Source organism: Devosia submarina (assembly GCF_003056345.1).
In the GTDB taxonomy this organism is placed as follows: Bacteria; Pseudomonadota; Alphaproteobacteria; order Rhizobiales; family Devosiaceae; genus Devosia; species Devosia submarina.
In genome coordinates this window covers 113,083-131,043 of the sequence record NZ_PYWB01000001.1, presented here as the reverse complement: position 1 = coordinate 131,043, position 17,961 = coordinate 113,083, and the positions used below count along the sequence as shown (strand labels likewise).

Genomic DNA, 17,961 nt, shown 5'->3' with positions numbered 1-17,961 from the left:
ACGCACGGTGACGCCGGAGACCGATTTCACTCCAAGAAAAGGTCTCCGCTGGCGTCCGCCCACCAAGCCTTAGCCAATCGTTAAGGACTTCTGTCGTTAGCTAGCCATTGCAGTACCGGGCCTGCACTCCTCCTCTGTCGCCCTAGCGACACGGCGCTGCGTAATCTACGACAATACCGGGACAATGCTCATGCATTGTCAGGACGTGGCGTTCAGAAGTCCGCCGTACGAGCGGCAGCGAAATGGCAGGTGACGCAGTTCTATGGAACAAGTCCGCTTTATCGGTGGTATTGCAAGCCGGATCACATTGTTGGACGAAGCAGGTCGCCCTGTCACAGATACCGCGCGATCTTGTTGGGCTCGCTCTCTAACCCCTGTCCAAGTTGTGGTTTCATGCGGCAAACGCCTGCCACGAGGCGAGAACCTTGTTGTTCAGCTTGCCGAAATCGGTGGGTTCTTCGGACGAGTCGACAGAGCGATCGACGGTGGCGGCGTCATACGTTTGCAGCTGGAGGAGGCTGCACGTGAAAAACTCGCAGCAAAGATCAGCTGGTACCGCAAACGCGTCCTGCATGGCGCACCTGAGCATCGCAGCTACAAGCGGTGGAAGCCGACCTCCCGGCAAAGTACGGTCTTGATGGCAGATGGCAGTACAGTCGACTGCACACTGATAGATGTTTCAGCAACGGGTGTTGCCGTTTCAACTCCGCTCAAGCCCAATATTGGCCTGCCTTTGGCAGTGGGCCAGCTCGTCGGCAAGGTGGTCAGGCACCTTGATGAAGGCGGCTTTGCCGTTCAGTTCTTGTCCGTGCAAGACGAGAGCACCGTGGAAAAGCTGCTTCAGCCATTGTGAGAGCCTGATATCCAAGCGGGACAGTAGGCCAGCCTTACAAGAAAGGCTGACTTCGCTGGCTAATCTATTTAGGGCTGAGAATAATCACAGCGAGTGGTGGAAGGGTGAGGCGTAACGAGGCCGGGCGTCCGTGCCAGCTCACATCCTCGGCATTGATGTGCCCGCCATTGCCCACATTGGAGCCGCCGTAGATTTCGGCGTCCGAGTTGAGGATTTCGCCCCAGGAACCGCCTTGCGGTACGCCCACCCTATAATCCGAGCGGACCGTCGGCGTCATGTTGCAGGCGATAACCAGTGGAGGTGATCCGTCACTTGCCTTGCGCATGAACAGGAATACGCTTCCATCCGCATCGCTTGCGTCGATCCACTCAAACCCTTCAGGGTCGCAATCGAGTTGATGCAGTGCCGGGTTCTCCCGGTAAACGCGATTGAGGTCACGCACCAGGGTTCGGACGCCATCATGCAACGGATCCTCAAGCAGGTGCCAATCGAGAGACTGATCGTGATTCCACTCGCGTTCCTGGCCGAACTCGCAGCCCATGAAGAGCAGTTTCTTGCCCGGGTGGGTCCACATGAAGGTGAGGTAGGCTCGCAGGTTTGCGAATTTCTGCCAGCGGTCTCCCGGCATCTTGCCAAGCAGCGAGCCTTTGCCATGAACTACTTCATCATGGGAGATCGGAAGGACGAAGTTTTCCGAGAAGGCGTAGTGGATGCCGAAGGTCATCTGACCCTGATGGTGGCGTCGATAGATCGGATCAAGGCTCATATAGCTGAGCGTGTCGTGCATCCAGCCCATGTTCCACTTGTAACCGAAGCCCAGACCACCTGAGTAGATCGGGCGGCTGACACCCGGCCAAGCCGTTGACTCCTCGGCAATGGTCTGCGTGCCGGGATAGAGTTCATAGGCTCGTGTGTTGGTTTCCTTGAGGAAGGCTATGGCATCGAGGTTCTCGTTGCCGCCGTTCTTGTTGGGAATCCACTCGCCGGGTTTGCGGGAATAATCGAGGTAGAGCATGGACGCCACAGCATCCACGCGCAGACCGTCAACGTGGTAGCGGTCCAGCCAGAACAGGGCACTGGCTTCAAGAAAGTTGGCAACTTCGGTGCGGCCAAAATTGTAGATCAGCGTGTTCCAGTCGCGGTGAAAACCGAGGCGGGGATCCTCGTGCTCGTAAAGGGCTGTCCCGTCGAAGTGAGACAGGCCATGGGCATCGGACGGAAAGTGCGCAGGGACCCAATCGATCAGCACACCGACGCCGGCGCTATGAAGCCGATCCACAAAGGCGGCAAACTGATCCGGGGTGCCGAAACGGCTAGTCGGTGCAAACAGCCCAATCGGCTGGTAGCCCCATGAGCCGCTAAAAGGGTGCTCGGTGATGGGGAGCAATTCGACATGGGTGAATCCCATATCCTTGACATAGTCGGCGAGCTGATCGGCAAGTTCCTCGTAGCTCAGCATTTGATTGTCGAGGCTACGGCGCCATGAGCCGAGGTGAACTTCGTAGATTGACATGGGCGCGGAGAGATCCTGCGCTTGGCCACGCACATTCATCCATTCGGCGTCTTGCCAGCTATGCTCGGGCAGGCCATTGACGATGGATGCGGTTGCTGGAGGCTGCTCCTGAGCGAATGACATCGGGTCAGCCTTGAGCGGCAGGCGCTCGCCATGTGCTCCCAGGATTTCGTATTTGTATACCGCGCCTTTGGTAAGGCCGGGGATGAAAATCTCCCATATGCCGACCCCGATACGCTTTCGCATGGGGTGACGCCGGCCGTCCCATGCATTGAACTCACCAACAACGCTGACGCGCGCGGCATTGGGAGCCCATACGGCGAAGGAGACGCCATCCACCCCTTCCATTGTGATGGGATGGGCGCCCAGGCGCTCATATAGGCGGAAGTGCCGACCCTCCCCCAGCAGATATTCGTCCAACTCCCCCAATACAGGCGGAAAGCGGTATGGGTCTTCTGTTTCCCAGTTGTACTCGCCGGCAGACATTGCCAGATGGTAGGTGAAACGCTCCGTGCGGCCGGGGATAAAGCCCGAGAAGAAACCTTCGGGGTGAATGCGTGCAAGACTGCCTACCCGTTCGCCCGACTGACTATCGATTACCTCGACCTGAGCTGCCTGTGGGGCAAAAACGTTCACGGCGACTGGCTCCCCATTGCCGCCTTGCATTCCCAAGGACGCAAAGGGGTTACCATGCCTTCCTCGGACAATGGCTTCCACATCGGATGGGTACGCAGATGGGCGCTCGGCTTGTTCATTCATGGGTTGGTTCACCGGTTCAGCCCTCATTCAGCAAATCAAGTACCCCGCTAAGGGGGATTTCGACCCAGTCGGGCCTGTTGGAGAGTTCGTAACCGACCTCGTAGATGGCTTTTTGCAGCAGAAACATTTCCGTCAGGGCACGCGCAAAAACCGGGTCCTGAGGGTAGCTCGGAGCGCCCGCGATGTGTTCTTCATAGGCGCGGACGAAGTCTGCGCTGACCTGTTTGCGCCAAGCCTCGGCACGCTCGCGAACATCTTCAGCGCCGGTCAGCCGCTGGTAGCGGTCGATGGCAGTCCAGGCTGCATAGTGGAATGAGCGCAACATGCCGGCGACGTCGCGCAAGGGCGAGGACTTGGCTTGTCGCTCTTTGAGGGTACGGCGGGGCTCGCCTTCAAAATCAATGATCATGAAGTCGTCGGCGGTCGCCAGCACCTGGCCAAGGTGGTAGTCCCCGTGGATGCGGGAACGTCCGCCCGAGGGCGTCATCCCGGCGCCAGCGCCAAGACGCTCGATCAATTGGTTCCGCTTGGCCAAGATCTTGGTGGCCAGCTCGCGCGCTCCGGCAGGAAGGCTCGCCTGCACCTCGAGTAATTGATCCAGCGCCGCTTGTGCCTCCACGATTGCCTCGCTCGACCAAACAAGCACATCGGCCGAACTAAGTGGCTCCACGGCAAAGGCGGGGTCATCAGTTTCAACGGCAAGGGCCTTGTGCAGCTCCGCCGTGCGACGGCCCAGCAATTCGCCAACCCTCAAGCTCTGATTGAATTGGGTCTTGCCCGTAGCCCCCTCGCTCGTGCTCGCGTCGAGCAGCCCTTTATCGTTTAGGTCCTGGTAAAGCGCTTCTGTGATCACGGTCCAGGCATCACCCTGGTTGGGAACGAAAGCGAAAGCCGCCGCAAGCGTAGTTCTTTCCCCCTGTTGCGTTTCGTGCCTGATCTGGCCCATGAACTGGGGGGTATTGGCGAAGTGGCCGATTTTGGTCAGGAAGCGCGCGACTTCCACATCAGGCTGATCTCCTGCGCGTAGGCGACGATAGAGCTTCAGGATTACCTTGCTGCCAAACGCGATGGAAACGTTGCTTTGTTCGGCACCCAGGTGGCGCGGCTCACCAATCTCGGCAAGAGCCACAAGACCGTCCGCCGCCTCGAAAACGACATTACCGAGGTCCGAAGCAATGGTCCGTCTTGCGCGCATTGCGTCCAGCAAGGTTGTTGCGAGGTGCGGCTCCAAGGCACTGTCGATCAGAACACCCGAGCGAGCGTCGGAGCGCAGGCGGGCCAAAACGGGCGTGAAGCGCGAAGCGCTCCTTGTGGTACCCTCGTCCCACAGAGCCGAAAGGGGCAGCAGATAGCGCTGGGTTTCTGTTGCGAGTGCAACATCGGCAGCCACGAGAGCGTGCCTGCCAGCCTCCAACTCACCCAGCGGAAGCAGCACGACGCTCTTGATGGCGCTGTCCTTGGCGCCAAACCAGCGCTGACGGGGCAAGAAGTTCGGTAGTGTGTACGCTTGGATCTGCTGCGCCTCTGGTCCATCGAGCACAGCAAGGATGCTGTTGCCTGATAGCTCAATTGTTGCCAGTTCAACCGCAGGCTCGGCTGCTGCCCCGCTTGACGCGCCCGTCACCGCGGTGCGCCCGGGGGGATCAGGCGCCAGATTGCGTAAGGCTTGTAGAATGGGTCGAGGTGAATGTGCTGGTACTTGCCGTGCCAAGTAAAATGGTGGCCCGTAACCATGTCCTCGACTTCGATCGAGGCATCATCAGGAAGTCCAAGCTCCCATAGCGGCACTTCGAAGTCGGCGCCCTGCTGATTATGGGGATCAAGGCAAACATGGAACAGCAGGAAGTCGGAGAAATCGGCCGTCCGCTTGCCGTAGTAAATGATGTTGTCATTCCAGGCGTTGTAGAAGGTGAGATTGGTGAAATCCTGCAGGGCCTTGTGTTCACGCCGCAAACGGTTGATGAACTCAATGTCCCACTTGACGTTCTCCGGCTTGTCGAAATCCCAGGTGCGGATCTCATATTTTTCGGAGTTGAGATATTCCTCCTTGCCGGGGACGGGTTCGGACTCGCAAATTTCAAAACCATTATAGACGCCGTAACTGCCAGCAAGCGTGGCGCCCAGTATCAGCCGCGTCTGAAAGCCGGGTCGGCCACTGTTTTGCAGGTAGCGTGGATTGATGTCGTGCGTGGTCAGGAAGAAGTTTGGCCGCATGTAGTGCCGGCATTCTTCCTGGGTGAGCTCAGTCAGATATTGTTCAAGCTCCCACTTGGCGTTACGCCAGGTGAAGTATGAATAGCTCTGATTGAAGCCGACCTTGGCCAGGCGCTTCATCACCTTGGGACGGGTAAAAGCTTCCGAAAGGAAGATGGCGTCGGGATGTTGCGCTCGCACTTCCCCGATCAGCCACTCCCAAAACGGGAAGGGCTTGGTATGCGGATTGTCGACGCGGAAGATCTTCACGCCGTGATTGATCCATAGCAAAACGATGTCGCGCAACGTGTACCAAAGGCTGGGTATCGCCTGGCGGTAGAAGTGGACGTTGACGATGTCCTCGTATTTCTTTGGCGGATTCTCCGCGTATTTGATGGACCCATCTGGTCGCCAGTCGAACCATTCCGGATGTGACTTGATCCAGGGGTGGTCGGGCGAGCACTGGATGGCGAAGTCCAGCGCTATTTCAAGATTATGCTCCCGCGCCGCCTGCACCAGCCGGTCAAAATCGGCAAAGGTGCCGAGCTTGGGCTCGATTGCCTCGTGTCCACCATGTTCCGAGCCAATAGCATAAGGGCTGCCCGGATCGGCGGGCGATGGGGTCAGCGAGTTGTTCTTACCCTTCTTGTTGGTCTGGCCGATTGGGTGGATGGGCGGGAAATAGAGCACATCGAAGCCAAGGTCGCGGATATAGGGCAAGCGCTTGATCACGTCGTCGAAGGTGCCGTGACGCGAGGCATCATTAGTCTGCGAGCGTGGAAAAAGCTCGTACCAGGCCCCGATTGCAGCCAGCTTTCGATCAACGAACACCTCCAGCACGTGATCGTACTGGCTGAAATTGGTGCGCACCGCAGCGCGCTTCATCAGTGCTGCCACAGCATCGGAACTTAGAAGACCAAGGCGCTCGACATCGTTTTGCAGCAGCGAAAAGGCTTGCAGCACCTGCTTGATCTCAGCCGCGTCGGCCTTGGACGCTCTTTCGGAAAACTGCGCCGCGTCCAGGAGGCGCCGACCTTCTTCGAGTTCAAGGACGATTGGAATGCCGGCCGCATGCTTTTTGGCGATTTCCTTGCGCCAGGTTCCAAAAAGGTCGCGCCAGCCAGCCAATGTATATTCGTAGAGGCGGTTTTCGGGAAAGACGATGGTGGTGCGCCACCGGTCATTCTCGAGGAACTCCATTGGCTGTTCCGACCAGGCTTGCGTCCCCGCCGGGCGGAACAGCAAGCACGCATCGATGCTCTCGTGACCATCACCAAAGATGTCCGCCTCAATTGTGAAAGGATGGTGAACCACGGCTTTGGCCGGAAAGCGGCCGCCGTCGATTTCTGGCTCGACGCCCTCGATGGCGATACGCTTGGATGCGAGTTGCATCAGCCGGTCGGGCTGCTCGGCTGAACCAGGTCCTTGCGGCGGTGCAGCGCGAGACTGCTGTTCATTGCCCTTGCCTGCGCCAGCACCAGTCAGCATCTTGGACGCCCCTTGATTACCTCAGAAGCCACAGCAATGCTTGAACGGGGAGGTTGGTTTCCCCAACGGCAAAAGCGCAGATCTGTAATGCGCCGATGCAGGCACAAGGCAACGCAGGCTGATGTCAGGCGTTGAGGGGCCAGCCACCGCTTCTCACGTCCAAACCATCAGATCGAACGGGCCAAGTATGGACAAACCTGATCCTCAGTATGTTGAATGGCTTCTTGGCCAGTCGATGCTCGCTAATGCGCGCAAGCTCGCTAGCCGGTATTCCGGCCAGGGGCGTTTCTGGCGCCATCCCTATGCCGAGGCCCGGCCCCGCGCAGCCTCGGCCCAGGCTTCGGTGTGGTTTACTGCCTATCCTGCCTCCATTGTGACTCGTGAGGGTGAAAGCGTTCTGGCAACGCTTGGAGACCCGGAGCTTTGGCGCAACCTTGCTGCCGTCGGCGTTCAGGCCGTGCACACCGGCCCCATGAAGGAAGCCGGCGGCATTCGTGATGGGGTGAAAACGCCTACGGTTGACGGCAATTTCGACCGCATCAGCTTCGAGATCGACCCCAATTTTGGCACGCTTGACGAATTCGTCGCCATGAGCCGCGTGGCAGCTGCCTATAATGCCATCGTGATCGACGATGTTATACCGGCTCATACCGGCAAGGGCGCCGACTTCCGGCTCGCCGAGATGTTCTATGCGGACTATCCCGGCCTCTACCACATGGTTGAAATTCCCGAAGAGGACTGGAACTTGTTGCCCGAGATTCCCGAGGGGCGTCGGGCTGCAAACGTTCCGCCGGCATGCGTGGATGCCCTCAAGGAGAAGGGCTACATTGTTGGCCAGCTTCGGCGCGTGATCTTTTTCGAGCCCGGCGTCAAGGAAACGGACTGGAGCGCCACCGACGTTGTCGTAGGCGTCGATGGCATCGCGCGGCGCTGGGTATATCTCCATTACTTCAAGGAGGGGCAGCCGTCCCTCAACTGGCTCGACCCATCCTTCGCCGCTGCGCAAATGGTTGTAGGCGATGCGCTTCACTCCATCGATGTGCTGGGCGCGCGCGGTGTCCGGCTCGATGCCAATGGTTTCCTTGGCGTTGAAGTGCAGCAAAACTCTACCGCCTGGTCCGAGGGGCACCCGCTATCCATGGTCGGCAACCAGGTCATTGCGGGCATGATCCGCAAGGCCGGCGGGTTCTCCTTTCAGGAGCTCAACCTGACCGTGGATGATATCGCCGATATGTCCAAGGGTGGCGCGGACTTATCGTATGACTTCATCAACCGGCCTGCCTATCATCATGCGCTTCTGACAGGAAAAACAGAATTTCTGCGCCTGATGCTCAAACAGGTGCATGATTTCGGGATTGATCCGGCCTCGCTGGTTCATGCGATGCAGAACCATGACGAGCTAACACTCGAGCTCGTGCATTTCTGGACCAAGCACGCGCACGACACCTATAGTTTCGAAGGCCAGACTTGGCCGGGCAGCCTTTTGCGCGAGCATTTGCGCGACACCATGTATCTCAAGCTGACCGGCGATGCGGCCCCATACAATCTGCGTTTCGTGGCCAATGGCGTTGCTTGCACAACCATCAGCGTCATCACCGCAGCGCTTGGCATACGCGACCTTGATGCGATTACCCCTGAGCAGGCCGAGCTCATCAAACGCATCCACCTTCTGTTGGCAATGTTCAATGCCTACCAGCCAGGGGTTTTTGCCCTTTCGGGGTGGGACTTGGTCGGCGCCCTTCCCTTGCCTTCCGAGACCGTGGGCGAGTTGATAAAGGAAGGAGACACGCGCTGGATCGAGCGCGGCGCTTATGATCTGGTTGATGTGAATCCGGACGCACAGCAATCCAGCGCTGGTCTGCCGAAGGCCAAGGTGCTCTATGGGCCGCTTAACCAGCAACTGCAGGATCCGCAATCCTTTGCTAGCCAGCTCAAGCATCTTCTTTCGGTGCGGCAGGCTTATAGCCTTTACGCCGCCAAGCAGACGGCCATTCCCGAGGTGCAAAATCCAAGCTTGCTGGTGATGGTGCATGAACTTCCCGACAATCGCGGGATGCAGATCACGGCTCTGAACTTCGGCCCCGATCCGATTGAGGAGACTGTGAGCCTGCCCCAGGCTGAGCCGGGCCCAGTCGTGGATATGCTGCAGGAAACTATTATTGGCGACCTGTCGGACGATCGGGAACTCACCATTCGGCTGGAAGGCTATTCGGGGCAATCCTTGCGGATCGTGGGTACGCTGCGGCCGGCCTGATAAGGAAAGCAATTGCGGCGGATCTCGAAGGCGAGAGTCTCTAAACCGGGTTCCCCCACGGAAACAGCAGCATCGGTTAAATCAGCAACTGAGAGCCCGCGAGGAACGTTGCCGGAACTCCTCCTCTAGACGAGTTCTTCATGCTTTCCGCCGAATTGCAGTCTCCTTCAGAACAGTCCTTCTCCTTTGGTCCAGTCCTTTCGGACGATGGCGTCGAGTTTAGGCTGTGGGCGCCTCTCCATCGGAAAATTTTGCTGCAGCTGGACGATGAAGAGCCCAAGGACATGCAGCCTGCTGCTGATGGGTGGCATATGTTCAAGGCGAGCGGTGCACAAGCTGGTGCCCTTTATAAATTCGTGTTGCCCGACGGGCTCGAAGTTCCCGATCCGGGGTCGCGTTTCCAGCCCCAAGATGTGCACGGCCCGAGCGAGGTCATCGATCTCGGCGACTACGCCTGGCGCACGGATGACTGGCAGGGGCGACCGTGGGAGGAGATGGTCATATACGAGATGCACGTGGGCTCCTTCACAAAGGAAGGGACGTATCGTGCAGCCATAGATCGCTTGGACCATCTGCAGCAGCTTGGCGTCACGGCCCTCCAGATCATGCCGCTTAGCGATTTTCCAGGGCGATACAATTGGGGCTATGACGGCGTGTTACCCTATGCTCCAGACAGCAGCTATGGGCGACCCGAGGACCTGATGGCCCTGGTGGATGAGGCCCATGCACGTGGTATCAGCGTGTTCCTTGATGTGGTCTATAACCACTTCGGGCCGGACGGTAATTACATGCCGAACTATGCGCCGCTGTTCACAGACAAGCACCAGTCAAGCTGGGGTCAGGGCATCAATTACGATGCTGAAAACTCCAAATGGGTGCGCGAGTTCGTTATTCAAAATGCCCTCTACTGGATCACCCAGTTCAGGATCGATGGGCTGCGTTTCGATGCCGTTCAAGCCATTGTCGACACAAGCGAGGAGCACTTGCTCCATGAGATGGCCCGACGCTTGAGGGCTGCAACTGCCGGTCGGCCGCTCCACCTCATCGTTGAGAACGAAGAAAACAACAGCGACCTGCTGCGCCGCAATCTGGACGGCACTCCAAAGCTCTACACGGCGCAGTGGAACGATGATCTGCACCACGTTCTGCACACCGCGGCCACAGGCGAAGACTTTGGCTATTATGCGGACTATGCCCACGACAGCAAGAAGTTGGCGCGCTCCCTAGCCGAGGGTTTTGTTTTTCAGGGAGAGGAGATGCCCTACCGCGGCAGCACTCGGGGCAAGCCCAGTGCCGAACTTCCGCCGACTGCCTTTGTTTCCTTCACCCAGAACCACGACCAGATCGGGAACAGGGCACTTGGCGATAGGATGGTGAGCTATCGCGGTCCCGACGAACTCAAAGCCATCGCTGCGATTTGCCTGCTCGCGCCGGAAATTCCTATGCTGTTCATGGGAGAGGAATGGGGGGCGCCGGAGCCGTTCCCCTATTTCTGTGATTTCGACGAGGAGTTGAACGAAAAGGTTCGGCAGGGCCGGCGCAAGGAGCTTTCGCGGCTCCCCGGCTTTGATGCCGATGACCTGCTTGACCCAACCGCCTACTCTACCTTTGCTTCGGCCAAGTTGGACTGGAGCAAACCTGCAACTGGACGCCATTCCGAGATGCTGGCTTTCTACAGCGAGCTCCTCAGTATCCGTGCCAAGAACATCGTGCCCCTGCTCCGCGGACTTTCTGGCAATCGGAACTCAGTTCGGCTCGATCGGAATGCGATTGCCGTCGACTGGTCGTTTCCCGGGGGAACAAGGCTCCAACTGCTTGCAAATCTCAGCGATAAACCGATCGAGATCGACGTGGAATACGAGGCGCAGCCCATATTCTCCTTGGGGAAGCTAGAAGGCCAGACCCTGGCGCCATGGACGGTGCTCTGGGGAACTAGCTCGGAGTGAGAACCACATACACGACCTCTGTCCGGCAGGGCAATCTGCCGGCGAAATCGTTCCGGCGCCATGTAGGGAGAAACTGATGTACGAGGATACGGAAAAATTCGTCGATCTCGATTTCGAGCAGCGGGTTCGTCAGGCCGCCTATCACTTGTGGGAGAATGATGGACGCCCAAATGGCAGGGAGACCGAATATTGGTTCCAAGCTCTTGAACAACTGCTTGCCGAGCGCGAACAAGAGAAAACAAGCAAAAAGATAACGCCCTGACGCGGATGAGAATGAATCCCGAAAGGGATTGTGGGGCCTCAAGTCTCGCCAATTGCAGTGCCGCGATTGCTTTGCCTGCTTGTTGGAACGGTAAGGTCTGGTTCCAGTTTATCCCCCGCCCGTATGCCACACACAAATCCCGAACGCCTATTGCTGCCGACAACGAAAAGGTGAGCGCGCCGTGACAGACCATGCAAAACAAGACCAGCCCGAAGGTGGCCTGCGGTTCGGTCCACTTGGACGCTCTTGGGTTCATCTCTGCATAGACATGCAGCGTATGTTTGCCGAACAGACGGAATGGCATACCCCCTGGCTGGCGCGTGTGCTTCCGAATGTCGTTAGCCTTGTGGAGCTTGATCCATCCCGGACGGTTTTTACCCGCTTCATCCCGGCGCACTCTGCAGATCAGGCGCAGGGCACGTGGCAACGCTACTATAGTCGCTGGGCCAGCATGACGCAGGAGCGCCTAGATCCCGAGCTTGTCAACCTTGTACCGGATCTCGCCAGGTTCGTTCCACCGGCTCAAATAGAGGACAAGACTTTGCTTTCCCCATGGGCTGGAACGCTCCATCATCGTTTAAGGGCTTCTGGAATTGATACCCTGATCGTTTCTGGGGCGGAAACCGAGATTTGCGTGCTGGCTGCAGTGATGGGCGCTATCGACCGGGGTTACAGGGTCATCATTGTTTGGGACGCGGTTTGTTCAGGAGCCGATGCAACGCATGATGCCATGCTGGAAATCTACAGCAGCCGCTTTGGCATGCAGGTTGAAACAGTTACCACAGCCGAGCTGATCGCAGCCAAGCTGGACGGAATGTTGTGAGCGTCAGGAGCATTTCATGAGTGAGCAGGAAGCAATCATCAAGGCACTCGGTGTCACCAGCGAGTTTGATCCAGGGATTGAAGCACGGCAGCGCATCGATTTTCTGAGCAATTACCTCCGAGGATCTGGCCTGAACACCTATGTGCTGGGGATCAGCGGAGGTGTGGATTCGACCGCCGCGGCTCTCCTTACGCAGAATGCAGTTTCCGATCTGCGCTCATCGGGCTATGACGCGCGTTTCATTGCGGTGCGCCTGCCCTATGGCGTGCAGGCTGATGAGCATGATGCGCAACGTGCCCTTGATGTGATCGGTCCCGACGAGGTGCAACGCGTTGACATCAAGCCTGCGGCTGATGCCATGCTCGCGTCCCTCGACGCGGGTGGACTGCAGTTCAAGGATGCGGCGCAACAGGATTTTATCCTAGGCAACATCAAGGCCCGCCAGCGCATGATCGCGCAATTCGCCATAGCCGGCGCCACAAGAGGACTGGTAATCGGGACGGACCAGGCCGCCGAGGCGCTTATGGGCTTTTTCACCAAGTTCGGTGACGGCGCTGCAGACATTCTGCCGCTCGCCGGCCTCAACAAGCGCCGCGTTCGGGCGCTAGCCGCTCATTTGGGTGCACCAAAGGAATTGGTCTACAAAGTCCCGACGGCGGATCTCGAGAACTTGGCGCCTCTTCGGCCAGACGAGGACGCTTATGGCGTCAGCTATGAGCAGATCGATGACTTCCTCGAAGGCAAGGAAATTGATGCTGCCGCAGCCACGCGCATTCTGTCGGTTTATAAAGGCACCGCTCACAAGCGAGCCCTGCCCGTCTCGCCAAGTTTATAAGTGCTGGAGAGCACGGCGCTTATCTCTACTGTTCAGCAGCCTGTGCCGCGCAGCACGACCCACATGGTCTTGAATATGATCGATAGTTCAAGGCGAAGGCTGAGGTTCACGGCATAGTATTCGTCATAGCTGGCGCGCTCGGCGAATGATGACGCATTGCGTTCGGACACTTGCCACAGCCCGGTTATTCCCGGCCGAACCCTGAAACACGCGTCACCCGGATAAAGCGCGCGTTGTTCAGGAAGCATGGGCCGAGGACCGACCAAGCTCATGTCTCCACGCAGCACATTCCAGAGTTGAGGCAACTCGTCTATCGAGTACTTGCGGATGAAGCGCCCGACAGGCGTGATTCGGGGATCGCGGACAAGCTTCTGCGTGCGATCCCATTCCTCCCGGGCAACGGGATCGCGCAAATGCATCTCAAGGCACCGATCCGCGTCGGCTACCATAGAGCGCAGTTTCCAGAGCCGGAACTCCCTCCCGCCCACGCCAAGCCGCGTCTGGCAGTAAAAGGCTGGATGACGATCCAGCCGGATCATCAGTACCAGCAGGGTGATCAGCGGCAGGAAGAAGATGAGCAGAGCGAGAGAAATCGAAACATCCAGCGCGCGCTTGGCGGCGGCAAATAGGTTCCGCCGCAACGCGTCGCCGTGCAGGTCACCTGGTGTGGAAACAGATTTCTGAACTTGAACGGAAAGGTCCACAACTACCCCCAGCCGAGACAATCGACGGTTTGTTGAGGTCCAATTCAAAGGTAAAACACAATTAATACAACGCGCGCAAACTAAACATTATTCGCTAACACTTTGTAGTTAGCTCGCGTACAAGCGCAAAATATTGCCCTTATTTATATAATATTAGAATAGCGAAATATATGTTTCAAGCGCCGTAGGAAGAACGTTTATGGGCGCGGCCCCTTGCGGCATCCATCGCCAATCCAAGAGTTGCGCAAACTACGTCAATTTCGGGCTGTTTCATTTGCGCATAGATGGGCAGCATAATGCATTGATCCTGAGCTTTCTCCGAATTGGGCAAGGCAAGTTCGGCAGCTTGCTCTTCGGGAAGCTCATAAGCGGGCTCGCGGTGTGCATTCATGACACCACGCTGCGTGGAAATACCGTTATCGAGCATGAACTGCATTACCCCGAGCTGATCCACGCTTTCGGGAAGTCGGACGCAATAGCCCTGCCAATTGCTGCGCGCCCAGTCGGGTGCGGTTGGAACAATCACCCCGTGGAGTTGCGCCAGCTTTTCGGCATATTGGTCCGCCACCTTCCCCCGTGCTTTGAGTAGCTCCGGCAATCGCTTGAGCTGTTCTCGTCCTAGCGCGGCTTGAATGTCGGTCATGCGATAATTAAAACCGATTTCATCGTGGCGTTCGAAGATTACCTTGGACGAATGATGGCGGGCAGAGTCGGGCAGATTGACGCCGTGCCAGCGCCATCGACGGAACACGTCGTCGAGAGCGCTGTCCGACGTTGTGATTGCGCCACCATCTTCCGTTGTGATGACCTTGCTCGTGTGGAAAGAAAAACAGGCAATATCCCCGTGCGGCTTGCCGATGCGCTCCCACCGGCCGCGCCAGTTGATTTCACTGCCGATGGCACAACCGGCGTCCTCGATCACGATCAGATTGTGCCGATGCGCAATCTCGATAATGCGCTCGAGATCACATGGCATACCCAATTGGTGCACGCAGATGATGGCCTTTGTGCGTGGAGTAATCGCTTGTTCGAGCTTGGCCGGATCCATGTTGAAGCCATCATCGGCGATGTCCACAAAGACCGGTGTTGCGCCGGTATAGACAATGGCATTTGCCGTAGCGATGAAGCTGTGACTGACCGTGATGATTTCGTCGTCCGTCTCTGCCCCGATTCCAAGAAGGGCCAGGTGAAGGGCGCTAGTGCCATTGGATACAGCGCAGACATTGGAGGCGCCGACATATTCGGCGAGTTCGTTCTCGAAAGCCGTAACTTCCGCGCCCTGCCCCACCCATCCAGACTCGATCACGCGGCGGGTAGCCTCGGCTTCTTCGGATCCGAGCACGGGTTTAGCCAGGGGGATGGTCAGCCGCCCGCTCATTTGTAAGCGACCTGAGCAAAAGTCCTATTCCACTCCGGTCCATTTTTGTCGCAACAATCCGCATCACCGACGATCAGTATGAGTTTGCTTTTCACGCCGCCTGCTCCGATTGTTCTTGAGCCGGTCGAGCTAGGTCCCGAGTGGATTTCACACCTAGGTTCGCTGTAGCAGCTCTAGGCCGCCATGCGTCACTCCAAACGGCCGCTGCGATGTAGTCGATTTGGCTATCGGTCAGCTCCGGAGAGATGGGGAGCGATAGCATTTCGGCAGCTGCCCGTTCAGCCTCGGGGAAATCACCTTCCATATACCCCAAGCCAGCGTAGGCCTGCTGGAGGTGAACCGGGCGTGGATAATGCACACCGGAGTCTACCCCACGCGTAGCAATAGCAGCTCGCAAGAGGTCACGTGACGCTGAACGGACGGCATAGACTTGATAGACATGGCGGCAGCAATGGGGCTCTGGTGGTGTTGTGACGGCACTATTCTTGAGTTGGCAGGTCAAGCGGCGTGCGTGAGCGCGGCGCAGTTCCGTCCAATGTTCCAGATGCCGCAACTTCACGTTGAGTATGGCTGCTTGCATTGTATCCATACAGTAGCCAAAGCCTTGGTGGACATGGTTGTAGCGCCCGTCCTGCCCCCAATCGCGTAGGCGACGAAGAAATTGCGCCTGCTCATCGTCATTGGTCACGACCATGCCGCCCCTGCCCACAGCGCTAAGGTTCTTGCCGGGATTGAAGCTGAAGCTGCCTGACAAGCCGATGCTGCCTGCTCGCTTGCCTTTGTAGAGCGCTCCATGCGCCTGACAGGCGTCCTCGATCACGGCAATGTTGGCCTGACGTGCGATAGACATGATGGGATCCATATCAGCCATAAGGCCGTAGAGATGCACAGGCATGATGGCCTTGGTTTTGGGGGTAATCGCGTCTGCTAACCCCGCCGGATCGAGATTAAAGGTAAGAGGATCGATATCCACAAAGACTGGTCGAGCGCCGGTCGCGCAGATCGCCGCTGTGGTTGCGACGAAGCCGAAGGGGCTTGTGATGACTTCATCGCCTGGCCCCACCTTGGCTCCGAGCAAGGACAAGTGCAGCGCGCTGCTGCCGCTGTTGACAGCTATGGCGTGGCCGACATTGCAGTATTCGGCAAAGCCTTGCTCGAATGCGCTGACATCAGGTCCTCCCAAATACTCGCCAGATGCGAGGACACGAAGGGCAGCAGCGTCAATAGCGGGCTGTATAGATTTGTACTGCGTTTGAAGATCAACCAGCGGGATCACGGCAGTTTACCCCCGAAAGAGCGTTCAACGACGTGATCACGCTTCATAGGCGATCGGCCCTCATCCGCGTGGAAAGTTGCCGCTCCTTGGCCCGACAATAAGCCCATTGCACTATCACCTCTACCCAAATGAAATTTCTCTACTAGCCGCTTTTTGAGTACCCATTGAAATAGTTATTTGGATATACAACACCTTGCCTAATAACACCAAAATTACGATACCTTTAGATTGATGCTTAGGGCAGTTAAACACTCGTCTTATGATGGCAAATTTATCCAATTACTGCGGGCACATTTGATTTAAACACGACGGCAGCGGCCCATAGCATCGACGATGATTAGTCTCGTGAGTTCGACGAGCTTTGTGATCCGAAAGATGCTTGGTCTTGAAGTAGTCGACACAGGCTAATGTACGACTGACAATCATGCTGCCCAATGGACAGCGGCCAGCTTGAAGCGCCAGGTAATCTTTGGCGGAACATGCTTGAGACGCAGGGTTAATCCGCGGCTTTCCAGGTCGCGCCGCAGGCGCATCATGGCCCCGATACCATGGAGATCGACCACCTCCAGCGCACCAAGGTCAAGAGTGACAGGCCCACGGGCATCTAGAGCTTCATTGAAGGCGGCACGCAGCACCTGCATGGTTCCGGCGCCTGCAGTACCACGCAGACAGATCGCCAGATCGCCGTTGGATTTTTGAAGATCGACCACAAGCCCGCTCAAATGCTTCCGCCGGAAGCATTGATCAAGCCGCAGCAATAAGGCGAGCGGCAGTACGTTGCAGAGGGTAAGGCGCACAAGATCGAGCCCGTCTCGGCAATAACGGCGCGCAAGGTGGGGCTCTTGCAGAATGCGCCACAACCATTCCATACCACACCGCTGAAAGCTCGAGGGAGCTCGCCTGACCGTGCCCGTCAGGAAGTTTAATGCGGCTCCAAAATGGGTGCGAACCGGAACCGTAAGGCGATCAGCGTTGTGCAGGAGCCAAGCCTGTCCCCGTTCAGCTCCAAGGGCCAGAATCAGGATGTCAGGATTTGCTTCGTTGATCTGGTCAATCCATTCGGATCGACTCATTGCCTCGACAGATCCAAAGCCAGGATCTATTGCCCCAACGCACAGCACAGATTGGGAGCCTAGATCGTTGATCTTGGCGCGAGCGCGTTCTGCCACCCCTGTGTCGCCTCCGAAGAAGAACACGCGCAGCGGCCGCCCAATATTAGTTGCAGACCGCGCGCACAGGTGATTCAGGATGTCAGCCCCCGAGGTTCGGGGCATCTTTCCCAGGCCAAGAAGCCGGCAAAGAATCACCACAGCCACTCCATCAACTGTGCACAAGTCACTGGCCAGCAACGACTTGCGAAAGGTGTGGCTATGTTGGCTGGCCACGAGGAAATTAGCATTGACCGTCGAAAGAAGTAGTCTCCGACGCGCACTAGCTGCCTCATCTATGTTGTGAAGAACCGATCGCAAGTCAATGGAGTCTAGCGGGATTCCCAAGACTCCGAAAGTTCTACTGCTATCGTGCCAATACATGGTATTCTCCTCGGCAGCTTTAGCCAGGAGAAGATCAAGAACCCGCCAGTTCTGCAGCTTACCAAATCGATCTAGCCAATAATTAACCCCTAGATCGGGGGAGCTATTTGCCCAAACGGCGGTGACTAATAGCAATGATTTAGAG

At 57.4% G+C, this 17,961-nt stretch carries 13 protein-coding genes; 6 read left to right on the top strand and 7 right to left on the bottom strand.

All coding sequences use genetic code 11. The annotated features are described in order from the left end of the window. Nucleotides 1-262 precede the first annotated feature (262 nt). Complete coding sequence (locus tag DDE77_RS00510; RefSeq protein ID WP_108395477.1) at nt 263-853, top strand: PilZ domain-containing protein; 591 nt, start codon at nt 263-265, stop codon at nt 851-853. 64 nt (nt 854-917) lie between these two features. On the opposite strand, the gene glgB is transcribed toward DDE77_RS00510, so the two are convergent. From glgB to DDE77_RS00495, 3 genes are read right to left on the bottom strand one after another with little or no spacing between them, the layout of a single operon-like run. After that, a complete protein-coding gene (glgB, locus tag DDE77_RS00505) occupies nt 918-3,125 on the bottom strand; it encodes a 1,4-alpha-glucan branching protein GlgB (protein ID WP_108395476.1) in 2,208 nt (735 codons plus the stop codon). Between the two features lie 16 nt (nt 3,126-3,141). Then, a complete protein-coding gene (locus tag DDE77_RS00500; protein ID WP_157959578.1) occupies nt 3,142-4,749 on the bottom strand; it encodes a putative maltokinase in 1,608 nt (535 codons plus the stop codon). Then, entirely contained in the window at nt 4,746-6,806 is a 2,061-nt protein-coding gene (locus DDE77_RS00495; RefSeq protein WP_210204313.1) for an alpha-1,4-glucan--maltose-1-phosphate maltosyltransferase, read from the bottom strand. The genes DDE77_RS00500 and DDE77_RS00495 overlap by 4 nt, the downstream gene beginning before the upstream one ends. A 187-nt stretch (nt 6,807-6,993) precedes the next feature. Here DDE77_RS00495 and treS point away from each other — a divergent pair, with 187 nt between their 5' ends. The 5 genes from treS to nadE all read left to right on the top strand — a co-directional run bounded on the left by treS (nt 6,994) and on the right by nadE (nt 12,926). After that, nucleotides 6,994-9,060 carry a maltose alpha-D-glucosyltransferase gene (gene treS / locus DDE77_RS00490; RefSeq protein WP_108395475.1) on the top strand — a complete coding sequence of 689 codons (2,067 nt, stop codon included), beginning with the start codon at nt 6,994-6,996 and terminating at the stop codon, nt 9,058-9,060. 140 nt (nt 9,061-9,200) lie between these two features. Continuing rightward, nucleotides 9,201-11,006 carry a malto-oligosyltrehalose trehalohydrolase gene (gene treZ / locus DDE77_RS00485; RefSeq protein ID WP_108395474.1) on the top strand — a complete coding sequence of 602 codons (1,806 nt, stop codon included), beginning with the start codon at nt 9,201-9,203 and terminating at the stop codon, nt 11,004-11,006. Between the two features lie 76 nt (nt 11,007-11,082). Further along, nucleotides 11,083-11,268: a DUF2934 domain-containing protein gene (locus DDE77_RS00480; protein WP_108395473.1), complete on the top strand. Its 186-nt coding sequence runs from the start codon at nt 11,083-11,085 to the stop codon at nt 11,266-11,268. Between the two features lie 181 nt (nt 11,269-11,449). Then, complete coding sequence (locus DDE77_RS00475) at nt 11,450-12,091, top strand: cysteine hydrolase family protein (protein WP_245895031.1); 642 nt, start codon at nt 11,450-11,452, stop codon at nt 12,089-12,091. Nucleotides 12,092-12,107: 16 nt separating this feature from the next. Beyond that, nucleotides 12,108-12,926 carry an ammonia-dependent NAD(+) synthetase gene (gene nadE / locus DDE77_RS00470; protein WP_108395471.1) on the top strand — a complete coding sequence of 273 codons (819 nt, stop codon included), beginning with the start codon at nt 12,108-12,110 and terminating at the stop codon, nt 12,924-12,926. A 32-nt stretch (nt 12,927-12,958) separates the two neighbouring features. Here the strand turns inward: nadE and DDE77_RS00465 are convergent, their stop codons facing one another. The 4 genes from DDE77_RS00465 to DDE77_RS00450 all read right to left on the bottom strand — a co-directional run bounded on the left by DDE77_RS00465 (nt 12,959) and on the right by DDE77_RS00450 (nt 17,816). Further along, nucleotides 12,959-13,630: a sugar transferase gene (locus tag DDE77_RS00465; RefSeq protein WP_108395470.1), complete on the bottom strand. Its 672-nt coding sequence runs from the start codon at nt 13,628-13,630 to the stop codon at nt 12,959-12,961. 175 nt (nt 13,631-13,805) lie between these two features. Further along, entirely contained in the window at nt 13,806-15,008 is a 1,203-nt protein-coding gene (locus DDE77_RS00460; RefSeq protein WP_108395469.1) for a DegT/DnrJ/EryC1/StrS family aminotransferase, read from the bottom strand. A 91-nt stretch (nt 15,009-15,099) separates the two neighbouring features. Continuing rightward, complete coding sequence (locus DDE77_RS00455) at nt 15,100-16,284, bottom strand: DegT/DnrJ/EryC1/StrS family aminotransferase (protein WP_108395468.1); 1,185 nt, start codon at nt 16,282-16,284, stop codon at nt 15,100-15,102. 422 nt (nt 16,285-16,706) lie between these two features. Continuing rightward, on the bottom strand, nt 16,707-17,816 hold the full coding sequence (locus tag DDE77_RS00450; protein ID WP_157959577.1) for a WecB/TagA/CpsF family glycosyltransferase: 1,110 nt from the start codon (nt 17,814-17,816) through the stop codon (nt 16,707-16,709). Nucleotides 17,817-17,961 lie beyond the last annotated feature (145 nt).

Coding starts and splice junctions, on each gene's coding strand:
- DDE77_RS00450 (WP_157959577.1), bottom strand. CDS start 17,816: ATGTATTGGCACGATAGCAGTAGAACTTTCGGAGTCTTGGGAATCCCG.
- DDE77_RS00480 (WP_108395473.1), top strand. CDS start 11,083: ATGTACGAGGATACGGAAAAATTCGTCGATCTCGATTTCGAGCAGCGG.
- glgB (WP_108395476.1), bottom strand. CDS start 3,125: ATGAATGAACAAGCCGAGCGCCCATCTGCGTACCCATCCGATGTGGAA.
- DDE77_RS00495 (WP_210204313.1), bottom strand. CDS start 6,806: ATGCTGACTGGTGCTGGCGCAGGCAAGGGCAATGAACAGCAGTCTCGC.
- treZ (WP_108395474.1), top strand. CDS start 9,201: ATGCTTTCCGCCGAATTGCAGTCTCCTTCAGAACAGTCCTTCTCCTTT.
- DDE77_RS00460 (WP_108395469.1), bottom strand. CDS start 15,008: ATGAGCGGGCGGCTGACCATCCCCCTGGCTAAACCCGTGCTCGGATCC.
- DDE77_RS00510 (WP_108395477.1), top strand. CDS start 263: ATGGAACAAGTCCGCTTTATCGGTGGTATTGCAAGCCGGATCACATTG.
- nadE (WP_108395471.1), top strand. CDS start 12,108: ATGAGTGAGCAGGAAGCAATCATCAAGGCACTCGGTGTCACCAGCGAG.
- treS (WP_108395475.1), top strand. CDS start 6,994: ATGGACAAACCTGATCCTCAGTATGTTGAATGGCTTCTTGGCCAGTCG.